Origin of the sequence: Streptomyces sp. NPDC004435, assembly GCF_042873895.1 — a bacterium.
Classification (GTDB): domain Bacteria; phylum Actinomycetota; class Actinomycetes; order Streptomycetales; family Streptomycetaceae; genus Streptomyces.
Map to the genome: position 1 here is coordinate 681,663 of NZ_JBIAMB010000001.1, position 26,005 is coordinate 707,667.

Annotated in this window: 25 protein-coding genes, 2 pseudogenes and 1 riboswitch; of the genes and pseudogenes, 9 read left to right on the forward strand and 18 right to left on the reverse strand. The window is 74.7% G+C overall.

Going from position 1 to position 26,005, the window contains the following annotated elements; translation table 11 throughout:
- Positions 1-154: 154 nt before the first annotated feature.
- From ACFYT9_RS03015 to ACFYT9_RS03040, 6 genes are all read right to left on the reverse strand, one after another.
- A complete protein-coding gene (locus ACFYT9_RS03015; protein ID WP_389160561.1) occupies positions 155-1,030 on the reverse strand; it encodes an ECF transporter S component in 876 nt (291 codons plus the stop codon).
- Positions 1,027-2,769, reverse strand: a complete 1,743-nt coding sequence (locus ACFYT9_RS03020; RefSeq protein ID WP_389160563.1) for an ABC transporter ATP-binding protein — start codon at positions 2,767-2,769, stop codon at positions 1,027-1,029. The genes ACFYT9_RS03015 and ACFYT9_RS03020 overlap by 4 nt, the downstream gene beginning before the upstream one ends.
- Positions 2,766-4,070: an energy-coupling factor transporter transmembrane component T gene (locus ACFYT9_RS03025; RefSeq protein ID WP_389160564.1), complete on the reverse strand. Its 1,305-nt coding sequence runs from the start codon at positions 4,068-4,070 to the stop codon at positions 2,766-2,768. Before ACFYT9_RS03025 ends, ACFYT9_RS03020 begins: the two co-directional genes overlap by 4 nt.
- Complete coding sequence (locus ACFYT9_RS03030) at positions 4,067-4,729, reverse strand: SCO2322 family protein (protein WP_387278517.1); 663 nt, start codon at positions 4,727-4,729, stop codon at positions 4,067-4,069. Before ACFYT9_RS03030 ends, ACFYT9_RS03025 begins: the two co-directional genes overlap by 4 nt.
- Entirely contained in the window at positions 4,726-5,985 is a 1,260-nt protein-coding gene (locus ACFYT9_RS03035) for a prenyltransferase/squalene oxidase repeat-containing protein (protein WP_389160566.1), read from the reverse strand. Before ACFYT9_RS03035 ends, ACFYT9_RS03030 begins: the two co-directional genes overlap by 4 nt.
- A 98-nt stretch (positions 5,986-6,083) precedes the next feature.
- Positions 6,084-6,156: riboswitch (cobalamin riboswitch) on the reverse strand.
- Between the two features lie 105 nt (positions 6,157-6,261).
- Positions 6,262-7,299: an MBL fold metallo-hydrolase gene (locus ACFYT9_RS03040; RefSeq protein WP_389160568.1), complete on the reverse strand. Its 1,038-nt coding sequence runs from the start codon at positions 7,297-7,299 to the stop codon at positions 6,262-6,264.
- Between the two features lie 101 nt (positions 7,300-7,400).
- Between ACFYT9_RS03040 and ACFYT9_RS03045 the strand changes: the two genes are divergently transcribed.
- Positions 7,401-8,870 (forward strand): aldehyde dehydrogenase, encoded by a 1,470-nt coding sequence (locus ACFYT9_RS03045; protein WP_376601156.1) that lies wholly within the window; start codon positions 7,401-7,403, stop codon positions 8,868-8,870.
- Positions 8,870-9,103, forward strand: a complete 234-nt coding sequence (locus ACFYT9_RS03050) for a ferredoxin (RefSeq protein WP_376601154.1) — start codon at positions 8,870-8,872, stop codon at positions 9,101-9,103. The genes ACFYT9_RS03045 and ACFYT9_RS03050 overlap by 1 nt, the downstream gene beginning before the upstream one ends.
- A 21-nt stretch (positions 9,104-9,124) precedes the next feature.
- Here the strand turns inward: ACFYT9_RS03050 and ACFYT9_RS03055 are convergent, their stop codons facing one another.
- Positions 9,125-9,760, reverse strand: a complete 636-nt coding sequence (locus ACFYT9_RS03055) for a TetR family transcriptional regulator (RefSeq protein ID WP_376601152.1) — start codon at positions 9,758-9,760, stop codon at positions 9,125-9,127.
- Positions 9,761-10,011: 251 nt separating this feature from the next.
- Between ACFYT9_RS03055 and ACFYT9_RS03060 the strand changes: the two genes are divergently transcribed.
- The 4 genes from ACFYT9_RS03060 (at position 10,012) to ACFYT9_RS03075 (ending at position 13,991) form a co-directional block, all read left to right on the forward strand.
- Complete coding sequence (locus tag ACFYT9_RS03060) at positions 10,012-11,328, forward strand: glycosyltransferase family 4 protein (protein ID WP_389160570.1); 1,317 nt, start codon at positions 10,012-10,014, stop codon at positions 11,326-11,328.
- Between the two features lie 91 nt (positions 11,329-11,419).
- The gene (locus ACFYT9_RS03065; protein ID WP_387278506.1) at positions 11,420-12,166 is read left to right on the forward strand and encodes a class I SAM-dependent methyltransferase; all 747 of its coding nucleotides are present in this window, start codon (positions 11,420-11,422) and stop codon (positions 12,164-12,166) included.
- Complete coding sequence (locus ACFYT9_RS03070; RefSeq protein ID WP_376601147.1) at positions 12,163-13,254, forward strand: prenyltransferase; 1,092 nt, start codon at positions 12,163-12,165, stop codon at positions 13,252-13,254. The genes ACFYT9_RS03065 and ACFYT9_RS03070 overlap by 4 nt, the downstream gene beginning before the upstream one ends.
- 188 nt (positions 13,255-13,442) lie before the next feature.
- Entirely contained in the window at positions 13,443-13,991 is a 549-nt protein-coding gene (locus tag ACFYT9_RS03075) for a hypothetical protein (protein WP_389160572.1), read from the forward strand.
- A gap of 9 nt (positions 13,992-14,000) precedes the next feature.
- On the opposite strand, the pseudogene ACFYT9_RS03080 reads toward ACFYT9_RS03075, so the two are convergent.
- Positions 14,001-15,102: pseudogene (locus ACFYT9_RS03080) on the reverse strand (alkene reductase).
- Positions 15,103-15,168: 66 nt separating this feature from the next.
- Between ACFYT9_RS03080 and ACFYT9_RS03085 the strand changes: the two are divergent.
- The gene (locus ACFYT9_RS03085; protein WP_389160574.1) at positions 15,169-15,534 is read left to right on the forward strand and encodes a MerR family transcriptional regulator; all 366 of its coding nucleotides are present in this window, start codon (positions 15,169-15,171) and stop codon (positions 15,532-15,534) included.
- 2 nt (positions 15,535-15,536) lie between these two features.
- Here the strand turns inward: ACFYT9_RS03085 and ACFYT9_RS03090 are convergent, their stop codons facing one another.
- The 3 genes from ACFYT9_RS03090 to ACFYT9_RS03100 form a co-directional block, all read right to left on the reverse strand.
- Complete coding sequence (locus ACFYT9_RS03090) at positions 15,537-16,547, reverse strand: LLM class F420-dependent oxidoreductase (protein WP_389160576.1); 1,011 nt, start codon at positions 16,545-16,547, stop codon at positions 15,537-15,539.
- A 135-nt stretch (positions 16,548-16,682) separates the two neighbouring features.
- On the reverse strand, positions 16,683-17,504 hold the full coding sequence (locus tag ACFYT9_RS03095; protein WP_389160578.1) for a DUF5336 domain-containing protein: 822 nt from the start codon (positions 17,502-17,504) through the stop codon (positions 16,683-16,685).
- Between the two features lie 101 nt (positions 17,505-17,605).
- Positions 17,606-18,496 carry an N-acetylmuramoyl-L-alanine amidase gene (locus ACFYT9_RS03100; protein WP_389160579.1) on the reverse strand — a complete coding sequence of 297 codons (891 nt, stop codon included), beginning with the start codon at positions 18,494-18,496 and terminating at the stop codon, positions 17,606-17,608.
- 237 nt (positions 18,497-18,733) lie between these two features.
- Between ACFYT9_RS03100 and ACFYT9_RS03105 the strand changes: the two genes are divergently transcribed.
- Positions 18,734-20,893: a hypothetical protein gene (locus ACFYT9_RS03105; protein ID WP_389160581.1), complete on the forward strand. Its 2,160-nt coding sequence runs from the start codon at positions 18,734-18,736 to the stop codon at positions 20,891-20,893.
- A gap of 79 nt (positions 20,894-20,972) precedes the next feature.
- Here ACFYT9_RS03105 and ACFYT9_RS03110 read toward each other — a convergent pair whose 3' ends face one another.
- Complete coding sequence (locus tag ACFYT9_RS03110; protein WP_387278491.1) at positions 20,973-21,554, reverse strand: TetR/AcrR family transcriptional regulator; 582 nt, start codon at positions 21,552-21,554, stop codon at positions 20,973-20,975.
- 123 nt (positions 21,555-21,677) lie between these two features.
- Between ACFYT9_RS03110 and ACFYT9_RS03115 the strand changes: the two genes are divergently transcribed.
- Positions 21,678-22,337, forward strand: a complete 660-nt coding sequence (locus tag ACFYT9_RS03115) for a dihydrofolate reductase family protein (RefSeq protein ID WP_387278489.1) — start codon at positions 21,678-21,680, stop codon at positions 22,335-22,337.
- A gap of 12 nt (positions 22,338-22,349) precedes the next feature.
- Here the strand turns inward: ACFYT9_RS03115 and ACFYT9_RS03120 are convergent, their stop codons facing one another.
- The 6 genes and pseudogenes from ACFYT9_RS03120 to ACFYT9_RS03145 form a co-directional block, all read right to left on the reverse strand.
- A complete protein-coding gene (locus ACFYT9_RS03120) occupies positions 22,350-22,982 on the reverse strand; it encodes a class I SAM-dependent methyltransferase (RefSeq protein ID WP_376601210.1) in 633 nt (210 codons plus the stop codon).
- A gap of 178 nt (positions 22,983-23,160) precedes the next feature.
- Positions 23,161-23,985 carry a hypothetical protein gene (locus ACFYT9_RS03125; protein ID WP_389160584.1) on the reverse strand — a complete coding sequence of 275 codons (825 nt, stop codon included), beginning with the start codon at positions 23,983-23,985 and terminating at the stop codon, positions 23,161-23,163.
- Positions 23,986-24,010: 25 nt separating this feature from the next.
- Positions 24,011-24,613 carry a DUF1349 domain-containing protein gene (locus ACFYT9_RS03130; RefSeq protein ID WP_389160586.1) on the reverse strand — a complete coding sequence of 201 codons (603 nt, stop codon included), beginning with the start codon at positions 24,611-24,613 and terminating at the stop codon, positions 24,011-24,013.
- Between the two features lie 179 nt (positions 24,614-24,792).
- Positions 24,793-25,212 (reverse strand): hypothetical protein, encoded by a 420-nt coding sequence (locus ACFYT9_RS03135; RefSeq protein WP_389160588.1) that lies wholly within the window; start codon positions 25,210-25,212, stop codon positions 24,793-24,795.
- A gap of 48 nt (positions 25,213-25,260) precedes the next feature.
- Entirely contained in the window at positions 25,261-25,665 is a 405-nt protein-coding gene (locus ACFYT9_RS03140; protein WP_376601217.1) for a DUF4259 domain-containing protein, read from the reverse strand.
- A 158-nt stretch (positions 25,666-25,823) separates the two neighbouring features.
- A pseudogene (locus tag ACFYT9_RS03145) lies at positions 25,824-26,005 on the reverse strand (hypothetical protein); the annotation flags it as partial.

Below are 26,005 nucleotides of genomic sequence, written 5' to 3' on the forward strand. Positions count from 1 at the left end.
ACGTCCACTACACAAACAAATCCCCGAGGCCGGCGCAACGACCCCCTGTACGAGGCAGGTTCGGACACACCCCGCCGGGGCGAGGGGTGAGGGGGTGGGTGTTTTCGCTGGTCACGCCCACCAATGGGCGTTTTGAGCGAGTCGTCCGTTTCTACTATTTCGGGTCGTAAGTGACGTGGGTCCTATGAGGCGCCTCACCCGCGGACCCCTCCCCGGGCCCCTCGAATGTGACCTGGGCCTCGAAGTTCGCCCGCCGCGTGGCCCTCCGCAGCGCCCGCAGCAGCGCCCCGCCGACCGTGAGGGTCAGGACCACGGTGAGCACGGCCCGGCCCAGGTCCCAGCCGAGGGAGGTGGCCACCACGTACGCGAGGAAGCGGACCAGGTTCTCGCCCGCCGGCGCCCCGGGGACGAAGAAGAGGCCCGGCCCGAGGCCGATCGTCACCCACCCGTACAGATTGGTGACCGTGCCGTACGCGAACGCCGCCACGAAGCCGTACGCCGAGAGCATCACCAGCTCCCGCCGCCCCCGCACCCCCGCCGGCAGCAGCCCCGCGCCCATCGCGAACCAGCCCATCGCCAGCATCTGCGTCGGCATCCACGGCCCCACCCCGCCCGTGAGCAGCGCCGACGCGAACATCGTCACCGCCCCCAGCACGAAGCCGAAGCCCGGCCCGAGGACCCGGCCGCTTAGCACCATCAGGAAGAACATCGGTTCGAGACCGGCCGTGCCCGCGCCCAGCGGGCGCAGCGCCGCCCCTACGGCGGCCAGCACCCCCAGCATCGCCACCGCCTTCGCGTCCATCCCGCAGTCCGCGATCGTCGCCACCACGACGGCGATGAGGAGGGGAAGGATCAGCGCGAAGAGCCAGGGCGCGTCGGCGGCGTGGTCCGTCACGGCGGAGTCGGCGTCCGCGAAGAGCGGCCAGCCGATGCCGATCAGACCGATGAGGGAGACCAGGACGAGGGCCGCGACCGAGCGGGGGCCGAGCCGGACGGGACGGGTCCGCGCGGGGCGGGAGAGGGTCCTCATGGACGCAGCGCCTCCTCCACCTGCTCGACCGTGAGCCACGGCGCGGGCGCCAGGATCTTCGAGACCTGAGGGGCGAAGGCCGGGGAGGAGACGACGACCTCCGCCGTCGGGCCGTCCGCGACCAGCTCGCCGCCGGCGATGATCACCACCCGGTCGACCAGCTCCGCGGCGAGCTCCACGTCGTGCGTGGCCAGCACGATCGCGTGCCCGTCGGCGGCGAGCGCCCGCAGCAGGACGACCAGCCGGGCCTTCGCCGCGTAGTCCAGGCCGCGGGTCGGCTCGTCCAGCAGCACGAGGGGCGGCCGGGCGGTGAGCACGACCGCGAGCGCGAGCGCCAGGCGCTGCCCCTCGGACAGGTCCCGGGGGTGCGTGGCGTCGGCGACGCCCGGTACGAGCTCCGTCACCAGTGCCCGGCAGGTTCCCGGCTCCGCGCCGGCGTCCCGGTCGGCGGCCTCGCACTCCTCGGCGACGGTCTCCGCGTACAGCAGGTCCCTCGGCTCCTGCGGTACCAGGCCGACCTGGCGGATGAGGGTCCGGGGGTCGGTGGTGTGCGGGGTGAGCCCGGAGACGCGGACCGTGCCGGAGGTGGGCGCGATCATGCCGACGAGCGTGGAGAGAAGTGTGGACTTCCCGGCGCCGTTGCGTCCCATCAGCGCGATGGCCTCGCCCGCCCGGACCTGGAGGTCGACGCGCCGGAGCGCCTCGACCCGGCCGCGGCGGACGGCGAGACGGTCGACGTCGACGAGGGGAGTGCCGGGGTCGGGGTCGGGGGCGGAGGCGGCGGGGTGGGTACGGCGGAGCCGGCGGAAGAGCCCCGGACGGGCTGACGGCGGCCCGTCCGGCGCCGGGGGCGCGGGGACCGGGGCGGAACCCGCGGCGAGGGGCCCTGCGGGGGCGCGCCCGTCCGGTCGCCCGGCCCTTCGCGCCTTCGGCCGGGACTCCAGCCGCTTCCGCAGCTCCGCCGACCTCCGCCGCGCGTCCCGGACGGTCAGCGGCAGCGGGTCCCAGCCCGCGAGGCGGCCGAGCCCGACCACCGGCGGGTGGACGGGGGAGACGGCCATGATCTCCTCGGGCGTGCCGAGGACGGCGTCGGGCAGGAGGAGGACGCGGTCGGCGTACTGCACGACCCGTTCCAGGCGGTGCTCGGCCAGGAGGACCGTGGTGCCCAGGTCGTGGACGAGCCGCTGGAGCACCGCGAGGACGTCCTCGGCGGCCGACGGGTCGAGCGCGGAGGTCGGCTCGTCCAGGACGAGGACCTTCGGGTGGGTGGTCAGCACGGAGCCGATCGCCACCCGCTGCTGCTGCCCGCCGGAGAGGGTCGCGATCGGCCGGTCCCGCAGCTCGGCGAGGCCCAGCAGGTCCAGGGTCTCCTCGACGCGCCGCCGCATCACCGCCGGCGCGAGGCCCAGGGACTCCATGCCGTAGGCGAGCTCGTCCTCCACGGTGTCGGTGACGAAGTGGGCGAGCGGGTCCTGGCCGACGGTGCCGACCAGGTCGGCCAGCTCGCGCGGGTGGTGGGTGCGGGTGTCGCGCCCGTCGACCGTGACCCGCCCCCGCAGCGTCCCGCCGGTGAAGTGCGGGACGAGCCCGGAGACCGCCCCGAGCAGTGTCGACTTGCCGACCCCCGACGGCCCGACCAGCAGCACCAGCTCCCCCTCCGGCACCGTGAGGTCCACCCCGCGCAGCGTGGGTCCGGCGGCGTCCTCGTACGTCACCGAGACGTTCTCGAAGCGGATCACGCGGGCGGCTCCTCGCGGGCGGGGGATACGGGGGCGGGGGATGCGGGGGCGGAGGACGAGGCGGCGGGGGGTACGGGGGCGATGACGGCGGGCAGCAGGCCGGGGAGGACCGACAGGGCCGGCCAGAGCGGCAGCTCCGGGGCGGTCAGGGGGACGACGCCGGGGTGCAGGGCCTCGGGGGCGTAGCCGTTGGCGCGGATCATGAGGACGGCCACGGCGATGCCGGAGGCGGCGACCAGACAGGAGCGGGGGCCGAAGCGGTCCGGGCGGTAGCGGGTGCGGACGCTCCGCCGGCCGCCGAGGCGGAGGCCGGCCACCGCCGCGAGGAGTCCGGCGGCGAGCAGCGGCAGCCCGTAACCGGCGCCCTGCGCGGCGAGCAGCCCGTACGAGCCGGCGCAGACGCCGAGCAGGCCGCCGAGGGTGAGGACGTTGGTGGTGCGGCGGACGGCCGGCGGGACCTGGGCGGTGCGCCCGTACCCGCGCGCGTCCATCGACGCGGCCACCGCGACGGACCGTTCGAGCGCGCCCTCCAGGACGGGCAGCCCGATCTGGAGGACCGCCCGCACCCCGCCGGTGGGCCGGCCGCGCAGCCGCCGGGCGGTGCGGAGCCGTACGACGTCGGCGACCAGGTTCGGCGCGAAGGTCATCGCCACGACGACCGCCACCCCCGCCTCGTACAGCGCGCCCGGCAGCGACTTCAGCAGTCGCGCCGGGTTGGCGAGCGCGTTGGCGGCGCCCACGCAGATCAGCAGGGTGGCCAGCTTGAGCCCGTCGTACAGGGCGAAGAGCACCTGCTCGGCGGTGACCCGGCCGCCGATCCGGATGCCCTGCGCCCACCCGGGCAGCGGCAGCTCGGGCAGCGTGAACAGCTCGTGCGTGCCGGGGATGGGGGAACCGAGCGCCACCGAGAAGACGATCCGCAGGGCGACGACGAACAGGCCGAGCTTGACGAAGGCCCCGTACGAACGGGCCCAGGGCGCGTCGGTGCGGCGCGCCGCCACCACGTACCCGGCGACGCCGATGATCAGCCCGAGCAGCAGCGGGTTGGTCGTCCGGGAGGCGGCGACGGCGAGCCCGAGGGCCCACAGCCACCAGGCGCCCGGGTGCAGCGCGTTGCCCCGGTCCGCCACGGGTGCCAGGAGCCGCGACCGCCACCCGGGCGGGCCGGCGGTCACGGGCGGACCGGGCCGGCGGCCGGCCGTGGGGTCGCCGGTGCCCGAGGCCGCCCGGAGCGCCCGTGCGCGCGGGCTTCCGGGCCGGTCGGCGGTGGGGTCCGGCGGGGTCTCGCTCGCCCGGGTCATGCGCGGCGGCGGGACTTCCAGACGGCCGCGGCGCCGAGGACGAGGACGGCGCCGCCGCCGACGAGGAGGCCGGCCGAAGGGCCGCCGTCGCTGGACTCGGAGGACGCCTCCGGGGCCGCCGAGGTGGCGGCGTCCGGCTCGGCGACGGCCTCGCCGCAGCCGCGCTTCGGGTAGCCGGCGATGCCGCAGAGCATGGCCGCGCTGTCGTAGCGGAGCGGCTTCGCGACGGCCGCGAGGGCGTCGGCGCCGGTGCCGTTCTCGGCGATCCGGGCGCAGCCGGTGGTCGGCGAGTCCTTCGGCGGGGTCTCGCCCGAGGGGGCGTCCTGCGGGGTGCCGAAGTCGACGACGACCGCGATCCGCTTCGTCCCGGGGGCCTTCCCGGTGTCGGCGCAGATCGCGCCGAAGTCGGGGGCGGCGGTCGGCTTCGCCGCGTCGGCGGAGTCCTCGCTCAGCGCGAAGCGGAAGCCGATCGCCTCGCCGTCGGCGGGCCGGGCGGTCGCCGGGCCCTGGGTGGCGTAGGTCCACTTCCCGGCGTCGGCCTCCCAGTACGACCAGTACCGGTAGCCGGCCGCCTGGGCGGGGGCCGCCGCGCCGAGGGCGAGCAGCACCCCGGCCGTGCCGCACGCCAGCGCGCCCGACACCTTCCGGCGGCGGGTCACTTCTTGCGGCCGCTCAGGAGGAAGCCGATGCCGACGCCGACGACCATGCCGATGCCGATGATCCACCAGACGTCGAAGCCGAGGAAGGAGTCGTCCTCCTCGTCCTCGGTGGCGGCGGCGGAGGTGTCGGGGGTCTTGGGGGTCGGGCCGGTGGCGTTCAGCGCCTCGACCAGGTCGACCTTGCCGAACTCGCGCGGGTCGGCCTCCATCGCGCGGGCGGCGAGGATCAGCTGCGCGTACGCGGCGGGGCCGGACTGCTGCGCCCACGGCGCCGCGTTCTGCTCCAGCCACTGGAGCGCGGGCTCCGCGAGCCGGGCGGTGCCGGCGGCGGCGAGGGCGACGACGGCGTCGGCGGTGTTGCCGAAGTCCGGCTTCGGCTCGGTGTCGGTGGCGCCCGGCAGCGGCGGGGTGGTCAGGTGCCCGGTCTGGACGAGCGCCTTGGCGAGGTAGGAGGCGCCGTTGAGGGCGGCCCGCTCGACGGTCGGCTCGGGCAGGTCGACGCAGGTCGGGGCCTGCGGCGGGGTGGCCTTCACGGCGGTGATGCCCTTGCCGAGCCCGGCGAGGGTGGCGGCGGCGGTCGCGTCCGCGTTGGCGAGCAGCTTGCCCGCCTTGTCCGGCTGGTAGGCGAAGGCGCCCGGGCCCTCGTCGTCGGAGCAGGGCAGCGCGAGCGCGAGCAGCGCGTCGTAGGGGGTGCGGCCCTGGGCCGAGGTGTAGGAGCCGGGCTTGACGCCGGACGCGGCGAGGGCGCTGACGACGATGGAGGTCGAGTTGGCGTCGCTGGCGCCGCCGGGGGTGTAGCTCCAGCCGCCGTCCTTGTTCTGCACGCCGCGCAGCCAGCCGTAGCCGGTCTTGACCGCCGTGTCGATCTTCGTCGGGTCGGCGGCCTCGCGGCGGACCGCGCCGAGGGCCTGGAGGGCGACGGCGGTGGCGTTGGAGTCCCGCATGGTCTTGTCGTCGCAGGGCTTCGAGGTGTCCGCGCGGTACGAGGCGAAGGAGCCGTCGGCGCACTGCTGGCCGAGCAGCCAGTCCACGGCCTGGTCGGCCGGCTGGTAGCCGGTGGCGCGCTGGGCGAGGAAGGCGAGCGACTGGCGCCAGACGCCGTCGTAGGTCGGGTCGCTCTTGCCGTACAGGCCGGGCGGGAGCGCGGCGGCGGAAGCGCTCGGGGAGGGCGCTGCGGTGGCGACGCCGGTCGCGGCGGTGCTGAGCACGGCTGCCGCTGCGGTGAGCGCGGCGGCGGCGCGGCGGACGCTGATCATGTGGGCCTCTCGTGCGGGCACCGGACACCGGCGCCCCCCGGGGGCCCCACGTCCGGCGCCGTATTCCTCGACGGTGCCGGCGCTCACGTCCCGGGGCAGGGCGTTCCGACTCACTGTTCTTCCGAACGGCTCACGGTTGCGGGTCAGCGCCGGATTCGCACCGGCTTTCCCCCGCTCGGGCATGAAGACGACCGGGCCACTCTACCGGCCCGTACGCCCGCGACCCCGGCGTGCGAGCCGCGTCACACCGCCCGTGCGCGTCACCGGCTCCGTCCGTCACACCGCCACGTACGCCACCGGCTCCGTCCCCGTCACGGCCTCCGCTCGGCCCAGCTTCACCAGGCGCCGGATGTGGGCCTCGGCCTCGCTGACGGCGATGTTGCGGGAGCCGTAGGGGATGCGGTCCCAGGGCCGGTTCCACTCCATGCGCTCGGCCAGCTGCCAGGGGGTGAGGGGGACGATGAGGAGGGCGAGGAGGCCGGCGAGCCGCTCCTCGTGGTGGTCGAGGAGCTCCCGGACGCGGCCGGCGGCGTCGGGGAAGGCGTGCTGGTGGGCGGGGAGCACCTCGGCGACGCCGAGCCAGCCGATCCGCTCCAGCGAGTCGAGGTAGTCGCCGAGGGGATCGGTCACCGTGGCGTCGTCGGGGTCCTCGTACAGGCCGATGTGCGGGGAGATCCCCGGCAGCAGGTGGTCGCCGGAGAAGAGCCGGCCGTGGCCGGGGAGCCCGGCGGGGTGCCGCTCCTCCAGGTGGAGGCAGACGTGGCCGGGGGTGTGGCCGGGGGTCCACACGGCGCGGAGCCGGCGGCCCGCGAGGTCGAGGAGTTCGCCGGGGACGATCTCCCGGTCGGGGAGGGCGGCGCCGAGGCCGGGCAGGGTCCGCATCCGGCCGCCGGAGCGGGCGGCGCGCAGCGGCGCGAGGTGGTCCTCGGGCGCGCCGGCGGCGGCGAGCTTGCGGGCCAGGTAGTCGAGCCAGGTGGCGGGGTCGGACTCGCGGGTGCGGCGGACGACGGCGGTGTCGGCGGCGTGCATGGCGATCCAGGCCCCGGACTCCTCCCGGACCCGGCCGGAGAGGCCGTGGTGGTCGGGGTGGTGGTGGGTGATGACCACTCCGTGGATGTCGCCGACGCCGATCCCCAGCGCGCCGAGCCCGGCGCCGAGTTCGGTCCAGGAGTCGGGGTCGTCCCAGCCGGTGTCGACGAGGACCGGGCCCCGGTCGGTGTCGAGGACGTGCACGAGGGTGTGGCCCAGCGGGTTGTCCGGGATGGGCACCCGCAGCGACCAGACGCCGCCGCCGTGCTCGGTCACCTGCGTCATGAGCGTCCTCATCTCTATGTGCCGGTAGGACCATTGCTGCCTATAACTAGAACTGATATCAGTTCTGAGACACCGTCAGATACCCCCGGGAGGCGACCGGCATGAGCGAGCTCGTGGAGCACGGAAAGCTGTTCATCGGCGGGGAGTTGACCGACCCCCTCGGGGACGCCGCCATCGAGGTGGTCTCCCCGCACACCGAGGAGGTCATCGGCCGCGTCCCGCACGCCTCCCGCGCCGACGTCGACCGGGCCGTCGCGGTGGCCCGGCGGGCCTTTGACGAGGGGCCCTGGCCCCGGACGAGTCTGGAGGAGCGGATCGAGGTCGTCTCCCGGATCAAGGACGCCATCGCCGTCCGGCACGAGGAGCTGGCCCGCTCGATCAGCGCGCAGAACGGCTCCCCGTACTCCTGGTCCGTCCTCGCGCAGGCGCTCGGCGCGATGATGGTGTGGGACTCGGCGATCACGGTGGCCCGGGACTTCGTCTTCGAGGAGCGGCGCGCCGGGGTGCTCGGTCCGCTGCTGGTGCGGCGCGAGCCGGTCGGGGTGGTCGCCGCCGTCGTGCCGTGGAACGTGCCGCAGTTCACCGCCGCGGCCAAGCTGGGCCCGGCGCTGCTCGCCGGGTGCACGGCGATCCTCAAGCCGTCGCCGGAGTCCCCGCTCGACTCGTACCTGCTCGGCGAGATCGCCGCGGAGGCCGGGCTGCCGGAGGGCGTGCTCTCGATCCTTCCGGCCGACCGCGAGGTCAGCGAGTACCTCGTCGGGCACCCCGGGGTCGACAAGGTCTCCTTCACGGGCTCGGTCGCCGCGGGCAAGCGCGTGATGGAGGTCGCCTCCCGCAACCTCACCCGCGTCACCCTCGAACTCGGCGGCAAGTCCGCGGCGGTGATCCTCCCGGACGCCGACGTGGCCACCGCCGTCGCCGGCATCGTCCCCGCCGCCTGGATGAACAACGGGCAGGCGTGCGTGGCCCAGACCCGGATCCTCGCCCCGCGCTCCCGGTACGAGGAGATCGCCGAGGCGCTGGCCGCCGCGGCCTCCGCGCTCGTCGTCGGCGACCCGCTCGACCCCGCCACCCAGCTCGGCCCGCTCGTCGCCCGCCGCCAGCAGCGGCGCTCCCTCGACTACATCGGCATCGGGCAGGCGGAGGGCGCGAAGGTCCTCACCGGCGGCGGCCGTCCGGACGGCCTGGACCGCGGCTGGTACGTCGAGCCGACGCTCTTCGGCGACGTCGACAACTCCATGCGGATCGCCCGCGAGGAGATTTTTGGCCCGGTCGTCTGCCTGCTGCCGTACGGGGACGAGGCCGAGGCGCTGCGGATCGCGAACGACTCCCCGTACGGGCTCAGCGGCAGCGTCTGGACCGGCGACGTCGAGCGCGGCATCGACTTCGGCCGCCGGGTCCGCACCGGCACCTTCAACGTCAACACCTTCAGCCTCGACATGCTCGGCCCCTTCGGCGGCTACAAGGACTCCGGTCTGGGCCGCGAGTTCGGCCCCGAGGGCCTCTCCGAGTACCTGGAGCACAAGATGGTCCACCTGCCGGCCGGGTACGAGGGGCCGGTGGGCGACTGATGGGCGACCGCTGGCACCTGGAGGTCGACCGGGGCGTCTGCATCGGCTCCGGCATGTGCGTCAACCACGCCCCCGACGGCTTCCGCCTCGACACCGCCCGCCAGTCCCATCCCACGGCCCCCGAGGCCGACGCGGGCGAACGCCTCCTCGCGGCGGCCGAGGGCTGCCCCGTCGAGGCCATCCTCATCACCCTCGCCGACGGCGGCGAGCCGGTCTACCCGCCGGAGGAGTAGGGCCTCCCGGTGAGCACCCCGTCAGGGGCGGGCGGGCGTCCGTCCCGGGGACGTCAGGTCGATCAGGCGGCAGACCGTCTCGATGTCGATCTTCACCTGGGCGATCGAGGCGCGGCCCGAGAGCCAGGTGATGAGGGCCGAGTGCCAGGTGTGCTCGATGACGCGGACGGCCGACAGCTGTTCCGGGGTCGGCTGTTCCGCGCCCATCGCGTCGAGGATGATCGCCGTCGTCAGGCGGGAGACCGTGTCGACCTCGGGGCTGACGCTGCGGTCGGCGAAGGTCAGTGCCCTGACCATCGCGTCGGCGAGCTGCGGCTCGCGCTGGAGGGCGCGGAAGGCCCGCATCAGGGTCTCCGCGACCCGCTCGGCCGGGGCGGCGCCGGCCGGGGGCCGCTTCCGGAGCGTGGTGTGCATGTGCTGGAGCTGGTCCTGCATGGTCGCGACGAGCAGGTGGATCTTGGAGGGGAAGTAGCGGTAGAGCGTCCCGAGGGCGACCCCGGCCGCCTCCGCGACCTCCCGCATCTGCACGGCGTCGAAGCCGCCGCGGGCGGCGAGCTGCGCGCTGGCGTCGAGGATGCGGCGGCGCCGCGCCTCCTGGCGCTCCGTCAGGGGAGGGGTGGCGGAGGGGCGGTGGTCCGCTCTGCTCTCTGCGGTCATCGGGGTCCCGTTCCGTGCGGTGGGGAGCGTCAGTATGGCGGAGGACGGCCGCGGCGCGAACCTCCGCGGCCGGGTGGTGCGAATCACCTGTTCCGGCGCTCACACGGGAGCTACCTGCCGGTAGATTCGGTGCCTCCCGGCGGATCGAGAGGGGCGTCGGAAGACGTCGAGAACGATCAAGTCTGTAACTTGTTCTACATTAGCGCGAGCGGTTACGCTCGCGCGAAACGCACGCTCGAAGGGGGTCGCGCATGACCGCTGAGGCCATAGAGGCGAGCCCCCGACCGGGCCGCACCGACTCCGGTGACGGTCCGTTGCGGATCGCTCTCCTCACGTACAAGGGGAACCCGTTCTGCGGCGGCCAGGGCGTCTACGTCCGCCACCTCTCCCGCGAACTCGCCCGTCTGGGCCACACCGTCGAGGTCTTCGGCTCCCAGCCGTACCCGACGCTCGACGAGGGCGTCACGCTCAGCGAGATCGCCAGCCTCGACCTCTACCGCCAGCCCGACCCCTTCCGGACGCCGAAGCGCGGGGAGTACCGGGACTGGATCGACGGCCTGGAGGTCGCCACCATGTGGACCGGCGGCTTCCCCGAGCCGCTGACCTTCTCGCTGCGGGCCCGCCGCACGCTGGCCGCCCGCCGCGGCGACTTCGACGTGATCCACGACAACCAGACCCTCGGGTACGGCCTCCTCGGCGGCCCCCGCGCGCTCGGCGCCCCGCTGGTCACCACCATCCACCACCCCATCACCGTCGACCGGCAGCTGGAGCTCGACGCCGCCGCCGACTGGAAGCGCCGCGCCTCCGTCCGCCGCTGGTACGGCTTCACCCGCATGCAGAAGCGCGTCGCCCGCCGGCTGCCGTCCGTCCTCACCGTCTCCGGCACCTCGCGCGACGAGATCGTCGAACACCTCGGCGTCCGCCAGGACCGCATCCGCGTCGTGCACATCGGCGCCGACACCGAGCTGTGGTCCCCGGACCCCTCGGTCGCCGAGGTCCCCGGCCGGATCGTCACCACCTCCAGCGCCGACGTCCCCCTCAAGGGCCTGGTCTTCCTGATCGAGGCGCTCGCCAAGCTCCGCACCGAGCGGCCCGACGCCCACCTCGTCGTCGTCGGCAAGCGGGCCGAGGCCGGACCCGTCGCCCAGGCCATCGAGCGGTACGGCCTCGACGGCGCCGTCCGCTTCGTCAAGGGCATCAGCGACGCCGAACTCGTCGACCTCTACCGCTCCGCCGAGGTCGCCTGCGTCCCCTCCCTCTACGAGGGCTTCTCGCTGCCCGCCGCCGAGGGCATGGCCACCGGCACCCCGCTCGTCGCCACCACCGGCGGGGCGATCCCCGAGGTCGCGGGGCCCGACGGCGAGACCTGCCTCGCCGTCCCCACCGGTGACGCGGGCGCGCTGGCCGCCGCCCTCGGCCGGATGCTCGGCGACCCCGAACTGCGGGCGCGGCTCGGCGCGGCGGGGCGGGCCCGGGTGCTGTCCCGGTTCACCTGGGCCAGCGCCGCCCGGGGCACCGCCGAGCTCTACCGGGAGGCCCTGGACAGCCAGGGCGCCCGCAGCCGCTGACCCTCCACGTCCACCGCCGACCGCCGCCGACCCGCCCCCCCCGCACCGCCTCCGTACCACCCGAACCCCGCCACCCTGAAGGGCAGACCCCGTGCTGACCGTCGACTTCACCCGCTTCCCGCTCGCCCCCGGCGACCGCGTGCTCGACCTGGGCTGCGGTGCGGGCCGGCACGCCTTCGAGTGCTACCGGCGCGGCGCCCAGGTCGTGGCCCTCGACCAGAACGGCGAGGAGATCCGCGAGGTCGCCAAGTGGTTCGCCGCCATGAAGGAGGCCGGCGAGGCCCCGGCCGGCGCCACCGCCACCGCCATGGAGGGCGACGCGCTCAACCTGCCCTTCCCCGACGAGTCCTTCGACGTCGTCATCATCTCCGAGGTCATGGAGCACATCCCGGACGACAAGGGCGTGCTCGCCGAGATGGTCCGCGTCCTCAAGCCGGGCGGCCGGATCGCGATCACCGTCCCCCGCTACGGCCCCGAGAAGATCTGCTGGGCGCTCTCCGACGAGTACCACGAGGTCGAGGGCGGCCACATCCGCATCTACAAGGCGGACGAACTCCTCGCCAGGATCCGCCAGGCCGGCCTCAAGCCGTACGGCACCCACCACGCGCACGCCCTGCACGCGCCGTACTGGTGGCTGAAGTGCGCCTTCGGCGTCGACAACGACAAGGCGCTGCCGGTCCGCGCGTACCACAAGCTCCTGGTCTGGGACATCATGAAGAAGCCCGCCCTGACCCGGGTCGCCGAGCAGCTGCTCAACCCGGTCGTCGGCAAGAGCTTCGTCGCCTACGCCACCAAGCCCCACCTGCCGAAGGCCGACGCCGCGGACGCGTCCCGGTGACCTCCCCCGAGCGGATCGCGGAGCACCTGGTCCTGCCCGGCGTCCTCACCGCGGAGCAGGCCGCCGCCACCGTCGCCGGCATCCTCGCCGTCCAGCGCGAGGACGGCGCCATACCGTGGTTCCGGGGCCACCACCTCGACCCCTGGGACCACACCGAGGCCGCCATGGCCCTGGACACGGCCGGCGAGCACGAGGCCGCCGCCCGCGCCTACGCCTGGCTCGCCCGCCACCAGAACCCCGACGGCTCCTGGTACGCGGCCTACCGCGACGGCGACGCCGACGACGTGACCGACCGCGGCAAGGAGTCCAACTTCACCGCGTACATAGCCGTCGGCGTCTGGCACCACTACCTGTCGACCGGCGACGACGCCTTCCTCGACCGGATGTGGCCGGCCGTCTACGCGGCGGTCGAGTTCGTCCTCCGGCTCCAGCGGGCCGGCGGCCAGATCGGCTGGAAGCGCGAGCCCGACGGCACCCCCGTCACGGACGCCCTCCTCACCGGCTCCTCCTCGATCCACCACGCGCTGCGCTGCGCCCTCGCCGTCGCCGAGGCCCGCGAGGAGCCGCAGCCCGACTGGGAGCTGGCGACCGGCTCCCTCGCCCACGCGATCCGCCGCCACCCGGAGCGCTTCCTCGACAAGTCCCGCTACTCGATGGACTGGTACTACCCGGTCCTCGGCGGCGCCGTCACCGGCGCCGAGGCGAAGGCCCGCATCGACGCCCGCTGGGACGAGTTCGTCGTCCCCGGCCTCGGCGTCCGCTGCGTCGTCCCCAACCCGTGGGTCACCGGCGGCGAGAGCTGCGAACTCGCCCTCGCCCTCTGGGCGACGGGGGAGTCCGACCGGGCCCTCACGATCCTCCAGGACATCGGCCACCTGCGCGCCCCGAGCGGCCTGTACTGGACGGGGTACGTGTACGAGGGCGCCGACGGCGACGGGCCGGCCGTCTGGCCCGAGGAACAGACCACCTGGACGGCCGGCTCCCTCCTCCTCGCCGTGGCCGCCCTCGGCGGCGAACAGGCCACCGTCGCCGTCTTCGGCGGCGAGACCCTCCCGACCGGCCTGGCCCCGGACTGCTGCGGGGCGTGACACGGACGCGGAAGGGCCCGGGACCGGACTGGTCCCGGGCCCTTCCCCATCCCGCGCCCCATCGGGGAGGGCCGGGGGCCGGGGCGGGACGGGGGGTGCCTGGCGGGGCCACCCGTACGGTGCCGCCCGGATGGCGTCGCCCCGGGGCCGGGGCGAGGCTGGCGCCACCAGTCCAGGGAGGTTCCGCTGTGCCCAGAAGCCTGACCCGCGGCGTCGTCGCGCTGCTGCTGTCCTGCACGCTGCTGCTCACCACGGCCGCGTGCGGGGCCGACACCACCCAGAGCGTGAGCACGGGGTCCAGCCCCACGGCGTCGAGCACCTTCGAGCAGCAGAAGCTGGCGAAGACCCGGTTCGTCGCGAACGCCGGACTCGCCGCCGGGGCCGCGTACCAGTGGATCGTGAAGCCGTACAAGGCCGGCAAGTTCAAGAAGGGCGCGGACGGGCGCACCTTCGCCCTCGTCAAGGCGGGCCTCGCGGGCGCGTTCACCTACAACCGGCTCAAGGCCGCGGTGAACAACGCCAAGGGCGACCCGCTCCTCTCCAAGGCCGTCGCCCCGCTCACCGCCGGCATCGAGTCCCTCAAGGACCTCGGGACCAAGCTCCGCAAGGGCGAGATCGACGCCGCCGGCGTCGGCGGTCTGGAGGGCGTCATCAACGACATCAAGGACGCCGGCAAGTCCGCCGGGGCCGAGGTCGTCGACAAGGTCCCCTCGGCCTCCCAGCTCAGCGGCGGGTGACGGCGGCGCTCACAGGAGGGCGGCGGACTCGGCCAGCGTCGGGTAGTCCGTGTAGCCCTCCGCGTCGCCCGAGTACATCAGGCCCTTGTCCCGCAGCGGGTTGACCGGCCCGCCGGTGCGCAGCCGCTCCACCAGATCGGGGTTGGCCAGGAAGGGGCGGCCCAGCGAGATCAGGTCGGCGCCGGCCGCGAGCAGCCGCTCCCCGGCGCCCTTCCCGCCGTCGGCGGGCAGCGGCCCGCCGAAGCCCAGCACCGGGTTGGCGATCAGGGTGCGCGGCCAGGAGGACCGGATCCTGCGGAAGAGCGGCTGCTCCGGGTCGGCGAAGACCACGTGCAGGTAGGCGGGGCCGAGCGCGGCGAGGGCGGGCACGAGGTGCGCGTAGATCTCCTCCGTGTCGCCCTCCTCGATGCCGTTGACGGTGACCCCCGGCGCGATCCGCACCCCGACCCGCTCCGGGCCGATCGCGTCCACGACGGCCCGCACGACCTCGACCGTGAACCGGGCGCGGTTCTCGACGGTTCCGCCGTACGCGTCCGTGCGCCGGTTCGTGTTCTTCGCCAGGAACTGGTGGAGCAGGTACCCGTTGGCGGCGTGCACCTCGACGCCCTCGAAACCGGCGTCGACGGCCCTGCGCGCGGCGGCCGCGAAGTCGGCGACCGTCTCCCGGATCTCCTCGGCGGTCAGTTCGCGGGGGGTGACGGCCTCCTGGTGCCCGGAGGGGGTGTGGATCCCCTCCGGAAGCGCGACCGGGGAGGGTGCGACGGGCACGTGCCCGCTGTTGTCGGGGTGACCGACCCGGCCGCCGTGCTGGATCTGGAGGAACGGCCCGTACCGCGTCGGTGACCCGGCGCCAGCCGGCCACGTGGGCGTCGGTGTGGATGGCGGTGATGTTCGGGTACGTCCGGCCGACCACGTTCGGCGTGGACGCCTCGGCGATGATCAGGCCCGCGCCGGCCCGCTGGGCGTAGTAGGTGGCCATGAGGTCGCGGGGGACGCCGTCGGCGGTGGCCCGGTTGCGGGTCATGGGCGCCATCACCAGCCGGTTGGGCAGGTCCAGCGTACCGAGGGAGGCGGGCTCGAAGAGGCGGGAGGAAGCCGGTGCGTTCGTCATGCCGATACTGTAGGAGTTGACACCAGTGTCAGGTTCAAGTCCTTTTCTCCACAGGGGTGGTGGCGGATGCGCATCGGTGAACTGGCCCGGCGCAGCGGCGTCAGCGAGCGGTCGCTGCGCTACTACGAGACGCAGGGGCTGCTGCGGCCGGAGCGCACCCCCGGCGGTCAGCGCCGGTACGGCGAGTGGGCGGTGGACCGGGTGATCCGCGTCCAGGCCCTGTACGCGGCGGGCCTGAACAGCCGCAAGATCGCCCAGCTGCTGCCCTGCATGCGCGACGCGGACGGCGCGCCCAGCGAGCTCGCCACCGCGCAGCTGGTCGACGAGCTGTCCGCGGAGCGGGCGCGCATCGACACGATGATCGCCGACCTCGTCCGCTCCCGGGGCATCCTCGACGAGGTCATCGACCTGGCCTCGGCCGTCGCTCGCTGACCTTACGGGCAGAGCTCCGCGAGCGTCCGCAGGGTCTCCTGGTCCGGGGCCGTGACCAGCAGCTCCGTCACCGGCCCCGTCCGCCACTCCTGGAGCCGTTCGGCGATCCGCCCGCGCGGGCCGACGAGGGAGATCTCGTCGGCGAAGGCGTCCGGGACGGCGAGGACGGCCTCCTCGCGGCGCCCCTCGGCGAAGAGGTCCTGGATGTGCCGGGCCTCGGCCTCGTACCCCATGCGGGCCATCAGGTCGGCGTGGAAGTTGCGGGTCGCGTGCCCCATGCCGCCGATGTAGAAGCCCAGCATCGCCTTGACCGGCAGCAGGCCCTTCGGCACGTCGTCGCAGACCTGGGCGCGGACCATGGGCGCCACCCGGAAGCCGTCGGGGAGCCGGTCCGGGAGGGCGTACACCTCGCGCCAGCGGGTGGGCGACCAGTAGAGCGGCAGCCAGCCGTCGGCGATCCGCAGCGTCTGCGCGATGTTCTTCGGCCCCTCCGCGCCCAGCAGGATCGGCAGGTCGGCGCGGAGCGGGTGGGTGATCGGCTTGAGGGGCTTGCCGAGGCCGGTGCCGTCCTCTCCGGCGTACGGGAAGGAGTGGTGCCGTCCGTCGAGCCGGACCGGGCCCTCCCGGCGCAGCACCTGGCGGATCACGTCCACGTACTCGCGGGTGGCGGTCAGCGGGGAGCGCGGGAACGGGCGCCCGTACCAGCCCTCCACCACCTGCGGCCCGGACAGTCCGAGGCCGAGCCGCATCCGGCCGCCCGACAGGTGGTCCAGGGTCAGCGCCTGCATCGCCGTCGCGGTCGGGGTGCGGGCCGCCATCTGCGCCACGGCCGTGCCGAGGCCGATCCTGCTGGTGTGGGCGGCGATCCAGGTGAGGGCGGTGAAGGCGTCCGAGCCCCACGCCTCCGCCGTCCACACCGAGTCGTAGCCCAGCCGCTCCGCCTCGCGCGCGAGCTCCAGATGGGCGGGGGAGGGGCCGCGGCCCCAGTAGCCGAGCGCGAGTCCCAGGCGCATGACGGACTCCCTCCTGACGCCGACGCAGAAGTCTGACGATGTGTCAGATATGGTTCCCGGGGACTGTACGACAGCGGCCCCCCGACCGGAAGGGCTTCCGGTCGGGGGGCCGCTGCGAGGGATCGGCGGGCGGGGTCAGCCGCGCTGGATGCCCGTGGCGTCCTGGAGGACACCGCGGCGCCCGTCCTGCGTCTGCGCGATCAGCGCCTGGCCGCGCTGCTCGACGGCCAGGTACCAGGTGCCGGGGGCCAGTTCGGCGATCTGCGCGCCGGAGCCGTCCTCCGCGTACAGCGGACGGGCGACCGGCACGGCGAACCAGAACGGCGTGAAGTCCGAGCCGCCCTGCGACGGGGCCGACGGCTCCGGCTGCGGGGCCGGCTGCGGCTGGCCGAAGGGCTGGCCGCCCTGCGAGGCGTCGTGCGGGGCCGGGTAGGGCTGCTGGCCCTGCTGGGCGCCCGGGTAGCCGTAGCCGCCGCCGGCGACACCCGGCTGACCGGGCTGCGCGCCGTACGGCTGCGGGGTCTGCGGGCGCGGGGCGCCGACGAGCGGGGCCTTGAGGGCGGGGACCATCGGGCCGGCGACCGCGGCGGCGGCCAGCACCAGGGCGGCGATCAGGCCGAGGATCAGGCCGGCGCCCGCGTCCTCCGCCTCGAAGATCCACATGAGGAGGGACCAGGCCGCGGCGATCGTGAAGGCGGCGCCGACCTGGCCGAGGTCGAGACCGGCGACCTTGCGGGGCTGCGGCAGGCCGTGGGAGACGACGACGAGCGCCGCGCCGGCGATGCCGAGGAAGAAGGTGCCCCAGCCGAGGTAGGACCACTCCCACGTGTTGGGCATCTGGTCGCAGATCGAGTCCGGGCCGTCGCAGCCGGCGATGTCGAGGAACGAGGCGATGAAAAGCACCACCGCAGCGCCGATCACTACGCCATCGCCTCGGGTGAGGGAGCGGATATTCACGTAAGAAGTCCTTCGTCGGGTCGTCGTCGCGTCGGGCAGGCGCCGGATTCTGGGCACGGGGGCGGCCCCATCGTACGGAGCGAATCTATCGCTCGCGGGTTCTACCCCTCGAGGTAGGTCACGATGCCGTCGGCGATGCCCTGTGCCGCCTTCTGCCGCCACACCCCGGACGTCAGCAGTGCGGCGTCCTTCGGATCACGCATATTGCCGCATTCGACGAAGACCTTGGGCACCGTTGACAGATTGAGACCTCCGAGATCCGATCGGACGTCCAATCCGGTGCCCCCGCCGAGGTAGTTGGCGGGGTTCGTCCCGGTGGCCTCGCGGAAGCCGGAGACGATCCGCTCGCCGAGCCGGCGCGAAGGGGCCACGATCGGGCCGGTGTCGGCGGCCCCCTTACGTACCTCCGCCGGCACGATCACGTGGAAGCCGCGGTTGCCCGTGCCCGAGCCGTCCGCGTGGACGGAGACGACGGCGTCGGCCGCGGCCTCGTTCCCGGTCCGGGCGCGCTCGTCGATGCAGGGCCCGTACGGCCGGTCCGCGTCATGGGTCAGGGCGACCGTGGCGCCGCGCGCCTCCAGGAGCTTGCGCAGCCGGTGCGAGACGTCGAGCGTGAAGGCCGCCTCCGTGTACGCGGGCCTGCCTCCGGTCGCGTTCGTCGAGGTCCCGGTGGTGTCGCACTCCTTGCGCGCCGTGCCGATGTCCACTTTCCGGCCGATCTCGCGCCCGTGCGCGAAGTTCCCCGGGTTGTGGCCGGGGTCGATGACCACGGTCCGCCCGGCGAGCGGCCGGGAGCCGGCGGCGGTCGTCTCCGCCCGGCCGGGGGCGGGCGTGGTGGCCGTCGCGGACGCCGTGGCCGCCGGGGCGGGGCCCTGGGTGCCCTGGGCGGCCTCGGAGGCGGCGCCGCAGCCGACGAGGGCGGCGGAGCAGGCGAGGGCCGCGAGGGCGGCGGGCGCGGAACGGTTCACGGGGTTCCTCCGGTGGTACGGCACCCCGCGACTCTAGGCCCTTCGATGGCCTGAACCGTCGACCGGATGTACCGGCTGCGTCACCGCTCCCGCAATCCGCTGGACGCGTGTGCGCGCCGGGTGAAGGGTAGGTGCAAGAAGCGGCGGTGACGGGTCACCGCGCCTGGACCACGAGGGGGAACCGTGGCGGGGGAAGAACCGAACGACGCACATCCGCGCCCGGACGCGGAAGGCCCGCGGGACGCCCGTCCCGTGCCGCCCGTGCCGCAGGACGCCCGGCCCGGCCCGGACCTGGCCAAGCGGCCCGCCGACGCACCGCCGCCGACGCCGCGGGACGCGCGGCCCGGCCCGGACGAGGCAGGGCCCCCGTCCGACGCGCCGCCGCCGCCGGACGGCTCCGGCGCGACGATCATGATGAGACCGGCCCGCCGCCCGGACGCGGACGCGGCCGGTACGGGCTCCGCGCCCGGTGCCGCCGCCCTCGGGGCGGCCGGTTCCGGGGGCGGTGAAGGTCCCGGGGCGGCCGGTTCCGGAGGCGGTACGGGCTCCGGGGCGGCCGGTGGCTTCGGAGCCGCCGGTTCCGGGGCCGGTACGGACGCCTCGGCCACGGGCTCCTTCCGGCTGCCCGCGCCCGCTCCGGCGCCAGTGCCCGGACCCCCGCCTCCGCCCGCTCCCACTCCCTCGCCCGCTCCCGAACAGGCCGCCGGGCCGGCGCCCTGGGAGGCGCCGCAGAACGGCGGGTCCCATCCCGGGGCCACCGCGTCCGGCGGCGGGTTCGGTCCGCCCGTCGGCGGGTTCGGGGCGGGAGCAGCGCACGGGCAGGCGCCCGCGACGGCGCCCGGCTGGGCCGGGACCGGGACGCTGCCGCCGCCGCCCCCCGCCCCGCCGGGATACGGCCGGGGCGGGGCGGGAGGCGAGGCGCGGCCCCTCCAGGCCCTCCTGATCGCCCTGCTGAACCTCTCCTGCCTCGGCCTCGGCTACGTCGTGCTCCGCCAGTGGCTGTTCGCGGCCCTCTGCTGGGCGGCCACCGCCGGCCTGCTGTTCGTGGCGCTCCCGGCCGACGCCGACGGCGTGCCCACGGGCGTGCTCGTCGGCTACGGCGCCTTCCTGCTGGCCGTCGCCGCCGACGGGGCCCGGCGCGGGCTGCGCGCCCGGATCAGCTTCGGGACCACGGTCAGCCGCCTGGCGCTGCCGCTCGCCGTCGTGCTGCTCGCCGCCCCGGTCGGCGGCGCCGTCGCCTACGCGGGGGCCCACTCGGACGCCCGCGAGGAGGCCCGCCAGCAGTCCCTGCTGGCCCGGCTCGCCGCCGCCGACGCGCTGGTGAAGGGCGGGGAGGGGCAGCCGTTCGCGACCGCGGAGGCCGACTACCGCAAGGCGCTGGACGAGTACCAGGACCTGACCGCGACCGAGGGCGGCTCGCGCGCCGCGAAGCTCGTACCGGACCGGCTCGACGCGTACTACACGACGGTCTCCGCCCCGTACGGGCAGCAGAAGTACTGCGAGGCCGTCGCCCCGCTGGGGCACCTGCGGTCGCTGCCGGACACCGTCGACAAGGCGCTCCTCGGCGACCGCCCGGCCCGCATGGACGAGCCGCTGGCGCAGTCGCTGTACGAGTGCGGCGCGGCCGCCCTCAAGGGCTCCTCGAAGTCGGACGCGACGACGAGGTTCAACGACCTGACCTCGACGTTCCCGCAGTCGCCGTACGTCGGCAAGGCCGAGACGGCGGTCAAGGACGCGATCCGCGCCAAGGCCGGCGCGCTCGGCACCGCCGGGGCCGGCCGCTGCGACACCACCGACGAACTGCGCTCCCTGCGGGTGGTCGCCGCCGGCATGAAGGGCGTCTCGCTGGAGGGGGCGGTCGCGGACGCGGACCGGGGCGTGCGGAAGGGCGTCTTCGCCTGCGGCACCGAGCAGTTCGGGGACAAGGAGTTCAGCAAGGCCGTCGAGACGATGAACACCTACGTCAAGGACTACCCGGACGGCGAGCAGGTCGGCCACGCCCGCTCCATCGCGATCGCCGCGCAGATCGCCGGGCAGGAGCCGGAGGCCGGGAAGAAGCTGCCCCCGGCGACGGTGCCCGGCGGCGCCCGCATGACGATGGTGATCAGCAACGACGCCCGGGAATCGGTCGAACTCCTCTACACGGGACCGGTCACCGGCAAGATCACCCTGAAGGGCTGCGGCAGCTGCCGCAGCTACGAGACGGTCGACACCCTCCGGCCGGGCTTCAAGCCCTGCTCCGGCGCGGCCTCGAAGTACCCGAAGGTGACGATCCAGCTGCCCGCCGGCAAGTACCACATGCTCCAGAAGCGGGCCGGCAGCGGCTTCTCCACGGCCGGCGACACCAAGACCAGCAAGGCGACCATCGAGCCCGGCTACGACTACACCAACTGCCTCTACGTCACTTCGGGCCTGTACTAGTAGGGCCTGTGCCAGGGCCCGTGCCAGGGCCTGTGCCAAGGCTTGCTCGGCGGCGGCGGCGACGGTGGTCGGACGGGGTCTACGGAGCCCCGAACACGATCCGGTCCACCGCCGCCGCCACCAGCGCGTCGCGCTCCTCCTCCGGGAAGACCTCGGGGAGGGTCAGCTGCTCCACGATCAGCCAGTTCAGGGTGAGCATGAGCAGCTTGACGGCGGTGGCGTCGCCGGGGAGGCCGGACGCCTCGTGGAAGGTGACGTTCTGCTCGACGTCGGCCCGTACCCGCTCGGTGAGGATCGAGCGGAGCGCGGGCCGGCGGGTGGCCTCCAGGCGGAGTTCGAGCAGGGCGAGGTAGCCGGTGCGGAAGCCGGAGACCCGTCCGACCAGCTCCCGCATCAGCCGGACGTACGTCTCCCGGTCGTGCGGAGCGGTCCGCGTCCCCTCGATGGTCGCCTCGTCGGGCTGGAGGCGCTCGTACACCCGGGCGCCGGCCTGGGTGAGCAGGTCGTCACGGTTGGCGAAGTAGTTGGAGGCGGTCCCCGTCGGCACTCCGGCCTCCGTGTCCACCGCCCGGAAGGTCAGCCCCCGGGCCCCCTCCCTCGCCAGCACCTCGATCGCGGCGTCCACCAGCGCGGCGCGCCGCTCGTCGTTCCGCCTCGCCATGAGAACCACTCCATTCGTAGTACTACAGTCGCACCCCTTTGGGTAGCGTACGCGCCTTCCCGTGATGAGTTTCCGCCGCCCGGGCAGTCATGACCGCGGAACACACGGACGAGGAGGCATCCCATGACCGCAGGCCACCGGCCCCAGCTCCTGAAGGTGCAGAACTTCAACGTCACCGCCGACGGCGTCGCCGCGGGCGAGGACCAGACCCTGGAGCGTCCCTTCGGCCACCTCGACCCGGGCCGGCTCTTCGGCTGGGCCGGGGCGACCGCCAGCTGGCCCAACCGCACCGACCCCGGCGGCAGCCGGGGCCTGGACGACTACCTCGTCCGGGACTTCCACCACGGCATCGGCGCCGAGATCATGGGCCGCAACAAGTTCGGCCCCCAGCGCGGCCCGTGGCTCGACGAGGAGTGGAAGGGCTGGTGGGGCGAGGAGCCGCCCTTCCACACCCCGGTCTTCGTCCTCACCCACCACGAGCGCCCCTCCTTCACGCTCTCCGACACCACCTTCCACTTCCTCGACGCCGACCCGGCGACCGCACTGGCCCGCGCCAGGGAGGCGGCGGAGGGGAAGGACGTCCGGCTCGGCGGCGGGGTGACGACGGTCCGCGCGTTCCTGGACGCCGACCTCGTCGACACCCTCCACGTCGCCGTCTCCCCGGTGGAGGCCGGTACCGGCCTCAGGCTCTGGGACTCGCCCGAGGAGCTGACCGACCGCTTCCACCTGGACGTCGTCCCCAGCCCCAGCGGGGTCACCCACCACCTCTTCTGGCGCAGGTGACCGCCTGAGGGATCAGGCGGTCCGGCGCAGCACCCGCAGCGACTCCGTCACCGAGACCTCCTCGAAGTCCCCGGACTCCAGCGCGCGCAGATAGATCCGGTACGGCGCCTGGCCGCCGTCCGCCGGGTCCGGGAACACGTCGTGGATCACCAGCAGCCCTCCGGGGGCGACCCGGGGGGCCCAGCCCTCGTAGTCGTTCGTCGCGTGCTCGTCCGTGTGCCCGCCGTCGATGAAGACGAGCCCCAGCTCCCCGCCCCACACCTTCGCGACCTGCGGGCTCCGGCCCACCACCGCGATCACGTGCTCCTCCAGACCCGCCTTCCGCAGCGTCCGCCGGAAGGTCGGCAGCGTGTCCATGGCGCCCACCTCCGGGTCCACCACCGTCGGGTCGTGGTACTCCCACCCCGGCTGCTGCTCCTCGCTGCCCCGGTGGTGGTCCACCGTCACCGCGACCGTCCCCGCCGCCCGCGCCGCGTCCGCCAGCAGGATCGTCGACCGCCCGCAGTACGTGCCCACCTCCAGGAGCGGCAGCCCCAGCTTCCCGGCCTCCTCCGCCGCCGCGTACAGGGCCAGGCCCTCCCCGACGGGCATGAACCCCTTCGCGGCCTCGAAGGCGGCGAGGATCTCGGCACTGGGCTCGGACATGGCGGTCTCCTACTGGCGAGTAGTACGTCGGTACGGGCGCCCATCGTGCCCTACCCGCCGGGCGGGGCGCGGCCGAGGGGCGCGTCAGCCGCCGGCCGGTGCGGCCCTGGGGGTGCGTCAGTCGCCGGCCGGTGCGGCGGGGGTGCGTCAGCCGCCTACCGGTGCGGCCGGGGGTGCGTCAGCCGCCGACTAGGCGGAAGGTCCAGGTGTCGACGGTGTAGCGGACCGGGTCGGCGGGGTGCGGCTCCGCGACGATCGCGAGCAGCACGTCGCCCTCGCGCTGCAGGGCCCGTACCGTCCGGGAATCGGCGGGGGTCCTCAGCTCGGCCAGGACGGTCGTGCCGAGGTCCCGGCCCACCGCGCGGATCACGCCGCCGTCCAGGACGAGGAGGGTGCCGTCGGGGAGGACGACCGGTTTCGGCGGCACGGAGTCGTTCAGACGCGGGCCGGGGGAGACGGCGCCGCCGGGCAGGAGGCGTACGACCCGGCCCCGGGTGGGGATCCGCCGGTCCGCCTCCACCACGCGGACGCCGCTGCCGACGACGTAGTGCCCGTACGAGGCCCAGCGGTCCGTCTCGGCGCCGTCGCGGTCGTACTCGCGGGTCTCGAAGATGCCGTAGCCCTCCAGGCCCAGGAGGAACCGGCCGCCGCTCCGGGCGGCCCCGCGCTCCCCGCGCAGCTCGGCGATCCTGCGGCCGTCGGCCAGGTCGAGGAGGTACGCCGGGCCGAGGAAGCCCCAGGGGGTGTACTCCAGGGAGTCGGTGGTCACGAGGACCCGGCCGCCCGAGATGTGGGCGGCGTTGGGGCGGCCGGCGAGGGCGTGGGTCCACAGGGTGCGGCCGTCGGCGCCGGTGGCCCGGATCTCGCCCTTCGCGCCGTGGACCGCGAACTCGCCGCGCCGGGCCAGGGGTTCGCCGGGAGGGCGGGCCTGCTCGTACGGGGGCCTGCCCTCCTCCCGCCGGTGGTCGACGGCCTCCGCGCGCCATGCTCCGATGCTCGCCATGGCCGGAGCGTAGCCCCCGCGGGCCTCACCGTCCGTCGAACAGGTGCGCAAGGGGCGTCGGGGTGAGGCGGAGGGCACCGAAGTCGGCCCGGCAGCCCTCCCCGACGGGCGACTGCGCCCCGATCCCGACCCGTACGGCACCCGGGGCGCCGAGCGTGAACTGCCGTACCAGGCTCCACTTCTCGCCGTCCTCGGAGGAGTGGAAGGCGTACCGCTCGCCGGTCCGGCTGATCCGCAGCCACAGCGCTTCCACGGTGACGGGCGCTGCGACGGCGTCGTCGGAGCGGCCCCGGGTCACGACGGAGAAGACGCCCGGGGTGCCGTCGGGCGCCTGCTCGAGGGTGAGCTTCGCCCAGTGGTCGGCGTCGGCGTGGACGACGAGCGCGCCGGCGTCCCAGGCGTCCCGCAGGTCGGCCCGGACGCGGGCCGACCACTGCCAGTCCCCCTCCGGCGGCACGGTCAGCGCGAGCGCGGCGTCCTGCCGTCGGGTGCCGTCGAGCGGGTCGGTGAACAGGTCGGTGCGGGGCGCGGCGGTGACGGTCAGGACGCCGTCACCGCCGAGGGACCAGGAGGCGGGGGCGGTGACCCACTCCAGGGCGAGCGGGAGGCCGGGATCGGTCGTCGTCATGGCGTCATGATCGCGCCCGGCCGCCCCCGGAGGCGCTTCCCCGGCCGAGGATCCAACAACCCGCACGGAAGTCCAAGCGTCCCGGGGCGGCGCATGACGGCCCAGCCCACCGGTGGTCGCCCTCTCTCAGCGCAGGTCGTCCCCCACTACTGGTCCGTCCCCCACCGCTGGTCCGTCTCTCACCGCAGGTCGTCGCGGCCCAGCCAGGAGGGCCGGACCGGCACCCCGTCCTCGTCGCGTTCGACCGGGGGAGGTGAGGGCTCGGCGAGCGCGGGCCCGGGCGGCAGCTCCGCCCGAGGGTCCTCCGGCCGGGCGGGCGCCGCGGAGTCCTCCAGCAGCTCCGCCACCGTGAACCGGGTGACATAGGACTGCCACGCGCCGTCGACGACGAGCAGGAAGCCGTCGTCCTGCCGGAGCAGCCGACGCCGCCGGGGACTCAGGGGATGGGCGGGCGTATGGTTCCGCGCCCGCCGCTCCAGCTCCGCGAGGGCCTCCTCGCGCGACCCGGTGACGTGTGCGAGCACGGTCGCCTCCGTGCGTTTGCGTTCCCCCATGCCCACGGTCGTCTCCATGACGAGCCCCCACGTCGGCGTATCCATCGAACCCCCGTTCTCCCGGCGGGCCCACTGTAGGCGCCGTCGCCGGGGTCAGGCCCCCGCGAGGACGCCCCGCAGCGCCCGTACCCCCGCCTTCCACTCCTCGCCGTCCGACTCCTCCCACAGCTCCAGCAGTTCGGACGGCTCGGCGATCACCCGGTCGAGCGCGGCCACCGCCTCCGCCCGCAGCGCCGCCGGCAGCACCCCCAGCGGCTCCTTCGGCCCGTACGAGGTCGTCACCGGCTCCCCGCCCGGGCACTGCGCCGCCACCAGTGCGGCGGACGCGATCGCCTCCATCGACAGGTCCGCGTCCAGGTACTCCTCCCCGGTCCCCGTCACCTCCCGGAAGGCCGTGAGCAGCACCTCCGCCTTCTTCCCCTCGGGCGCGGAATCCACCCGGTACGAGAAGTCGGCGGCGGTGTCGTTGTCGAACGGCCCGATGTCCCAGGTCCCCATGGCGCGTACGCCCTTTCGCACTCGTGTCGTTCCAGGTGCGTTCATCGTGGCAGGGCCCACTGACAACGCGCGGGGGAGCGGCAGCGCTTCGGCCCGGGCGGGAGCTGAGTCCCGGCCGGGCCGTGGCGTGCGGGCGAGGGCGCCGTCACCGGCGGCGTTCAGTTGGAGTGGGCGGTGATGTCGCCGTAGGAGGTGGTGGCGCGGATGGTGAGGGGGGCGCCCTTGCCGTCGGTGTTCTGGAGGGTGTTGTGGACGCGGCCGTAGGAGGTGCCGGCGTCGAGGGTGGCGGCGACGCCGTGGGCGGCGCCGACGGAGACGTTGCCGGCCTGGGTGGTGAGGA

Coding starts and splice junctions, on each gene's coding strand:
- ACFYT9_RS03015 (WP_389160561.1), bottom strand. CDS start 1,030: ATGAGGACCCTCTCCCGCCCCGCGCGGACCCGTCCCGTCCGGCTCGGC.
- ACFYT9_RS03025 (WP_389160564.1), bottom strand. CDS start 4,070: ATGACCCGGGCGAGCGAGACCCCGCCGGACCCCACCGCCGACCGGCCC.
- ACFYT9_RS03035 (WP_389160566.1), bottom strand. CDS start 5,985: ATGATCAGCGTCCGCCGCGCCGCCGCCGCGCTCACCGCAGCGGCAGCC.
- ACFYT9_RS03040 (WP_389160568.1), bottom strand. CDS start 7,299: ATGACGCAGGTGACCGAGCACGGCGGCGGCGTCTGGTCGCTGCGGGTG.
- ACFYT9_RS03045 (WP_376601156.1), top strand. CDS start 7,401: ATGAGCGAGCTCGTGGAGCACGGAAAGCTGTTCATCGGCGGGGAGTTG.
- ACFYT9_RS03050 (WP_376601154.1), top strand. CDS start 8,870: ATGGGCGACCGCTGGCACCTGGAGGTCGACCGGGGCGTCTGCATCGGC.
- ACFYT9_RS03055 (WP_376601152.1), bottom strand. CDS start 9,760: ATGACCGCAGAGAGCAGAGCGGACCACCGCCCCTCCGCCACCCCTCCC.
- ACFYT9_RS03060 (WP_389160570.1), top strand. CDS start 10,012: ATGACCGCTGAGGCCATAGAGGCGAGCCCCCGACCGGGCCGCACCGAC.
- ACFYT9_RS03085 (WP_389160574.1), top strand. CDS start 15,169: ATGCGCATCGGTGAACTGGCCCGGCGCAGCGGCGTCAGCGAGCGGTCG.
- ACFYT9_RS03090 (WP_389160576.1), bottom strand. CDS start 16,547: ATGCGCCTGGGACTCGCGCTCGGCTACTGGGGCCGCGGCCCCTCCCCC.
- ACFYT9_RS03110 (WP_387278491.1), bottom strand. CDS start 21,554: ATGGCGAGGCGGAACGACGAGCGGCGCGCCGCGCTGGTGGACGCCGCG.
- ACFYT9_RS03115 (WP_387278489.1), top strand. CDS start 21,678: ATGACCGCAGGCCACCGGCCCCAGCTCCTGAAGGTGCAGAACTTCAAC.
- ACFYT9_RS03120 (WP_376601210.1), bottom strand. CDS start 22,982: ATGTCCGAGCCCAGTGCCGAGATCCTCGCCGCCTTCGAGGCCGCGAAG.
- ACFYT9_RS03125 (WP_389160584.1), bottom strand. CDS start 23,985: ATGGCGAGCATCGGAGCATGGCGCGCGGAGGCCGTCGACCACCGGCGG.
- ACFYT9_RS03130 (WP_389160586.1), bottom strand. CDS start 24,613: ATGACGACGACCGATCCCGGCCTCCCGCTCGCCCTGGAGTGGGTCACC.
- ACFYT9_RS03135 (WP_389160588.1), bottom strand. CDS start 25,212: ATGGATACGCCGACGTGGGGGCTCGTCATGGAGACGACCGTGGGCATG.
- ACFYT9_RS03140 (WP_376601217.1), bottom strand. CDS start 25,665: ATGGGGACCTGGGACATCGGGCCGTTCGACAACGACACCGCCGCCGAC.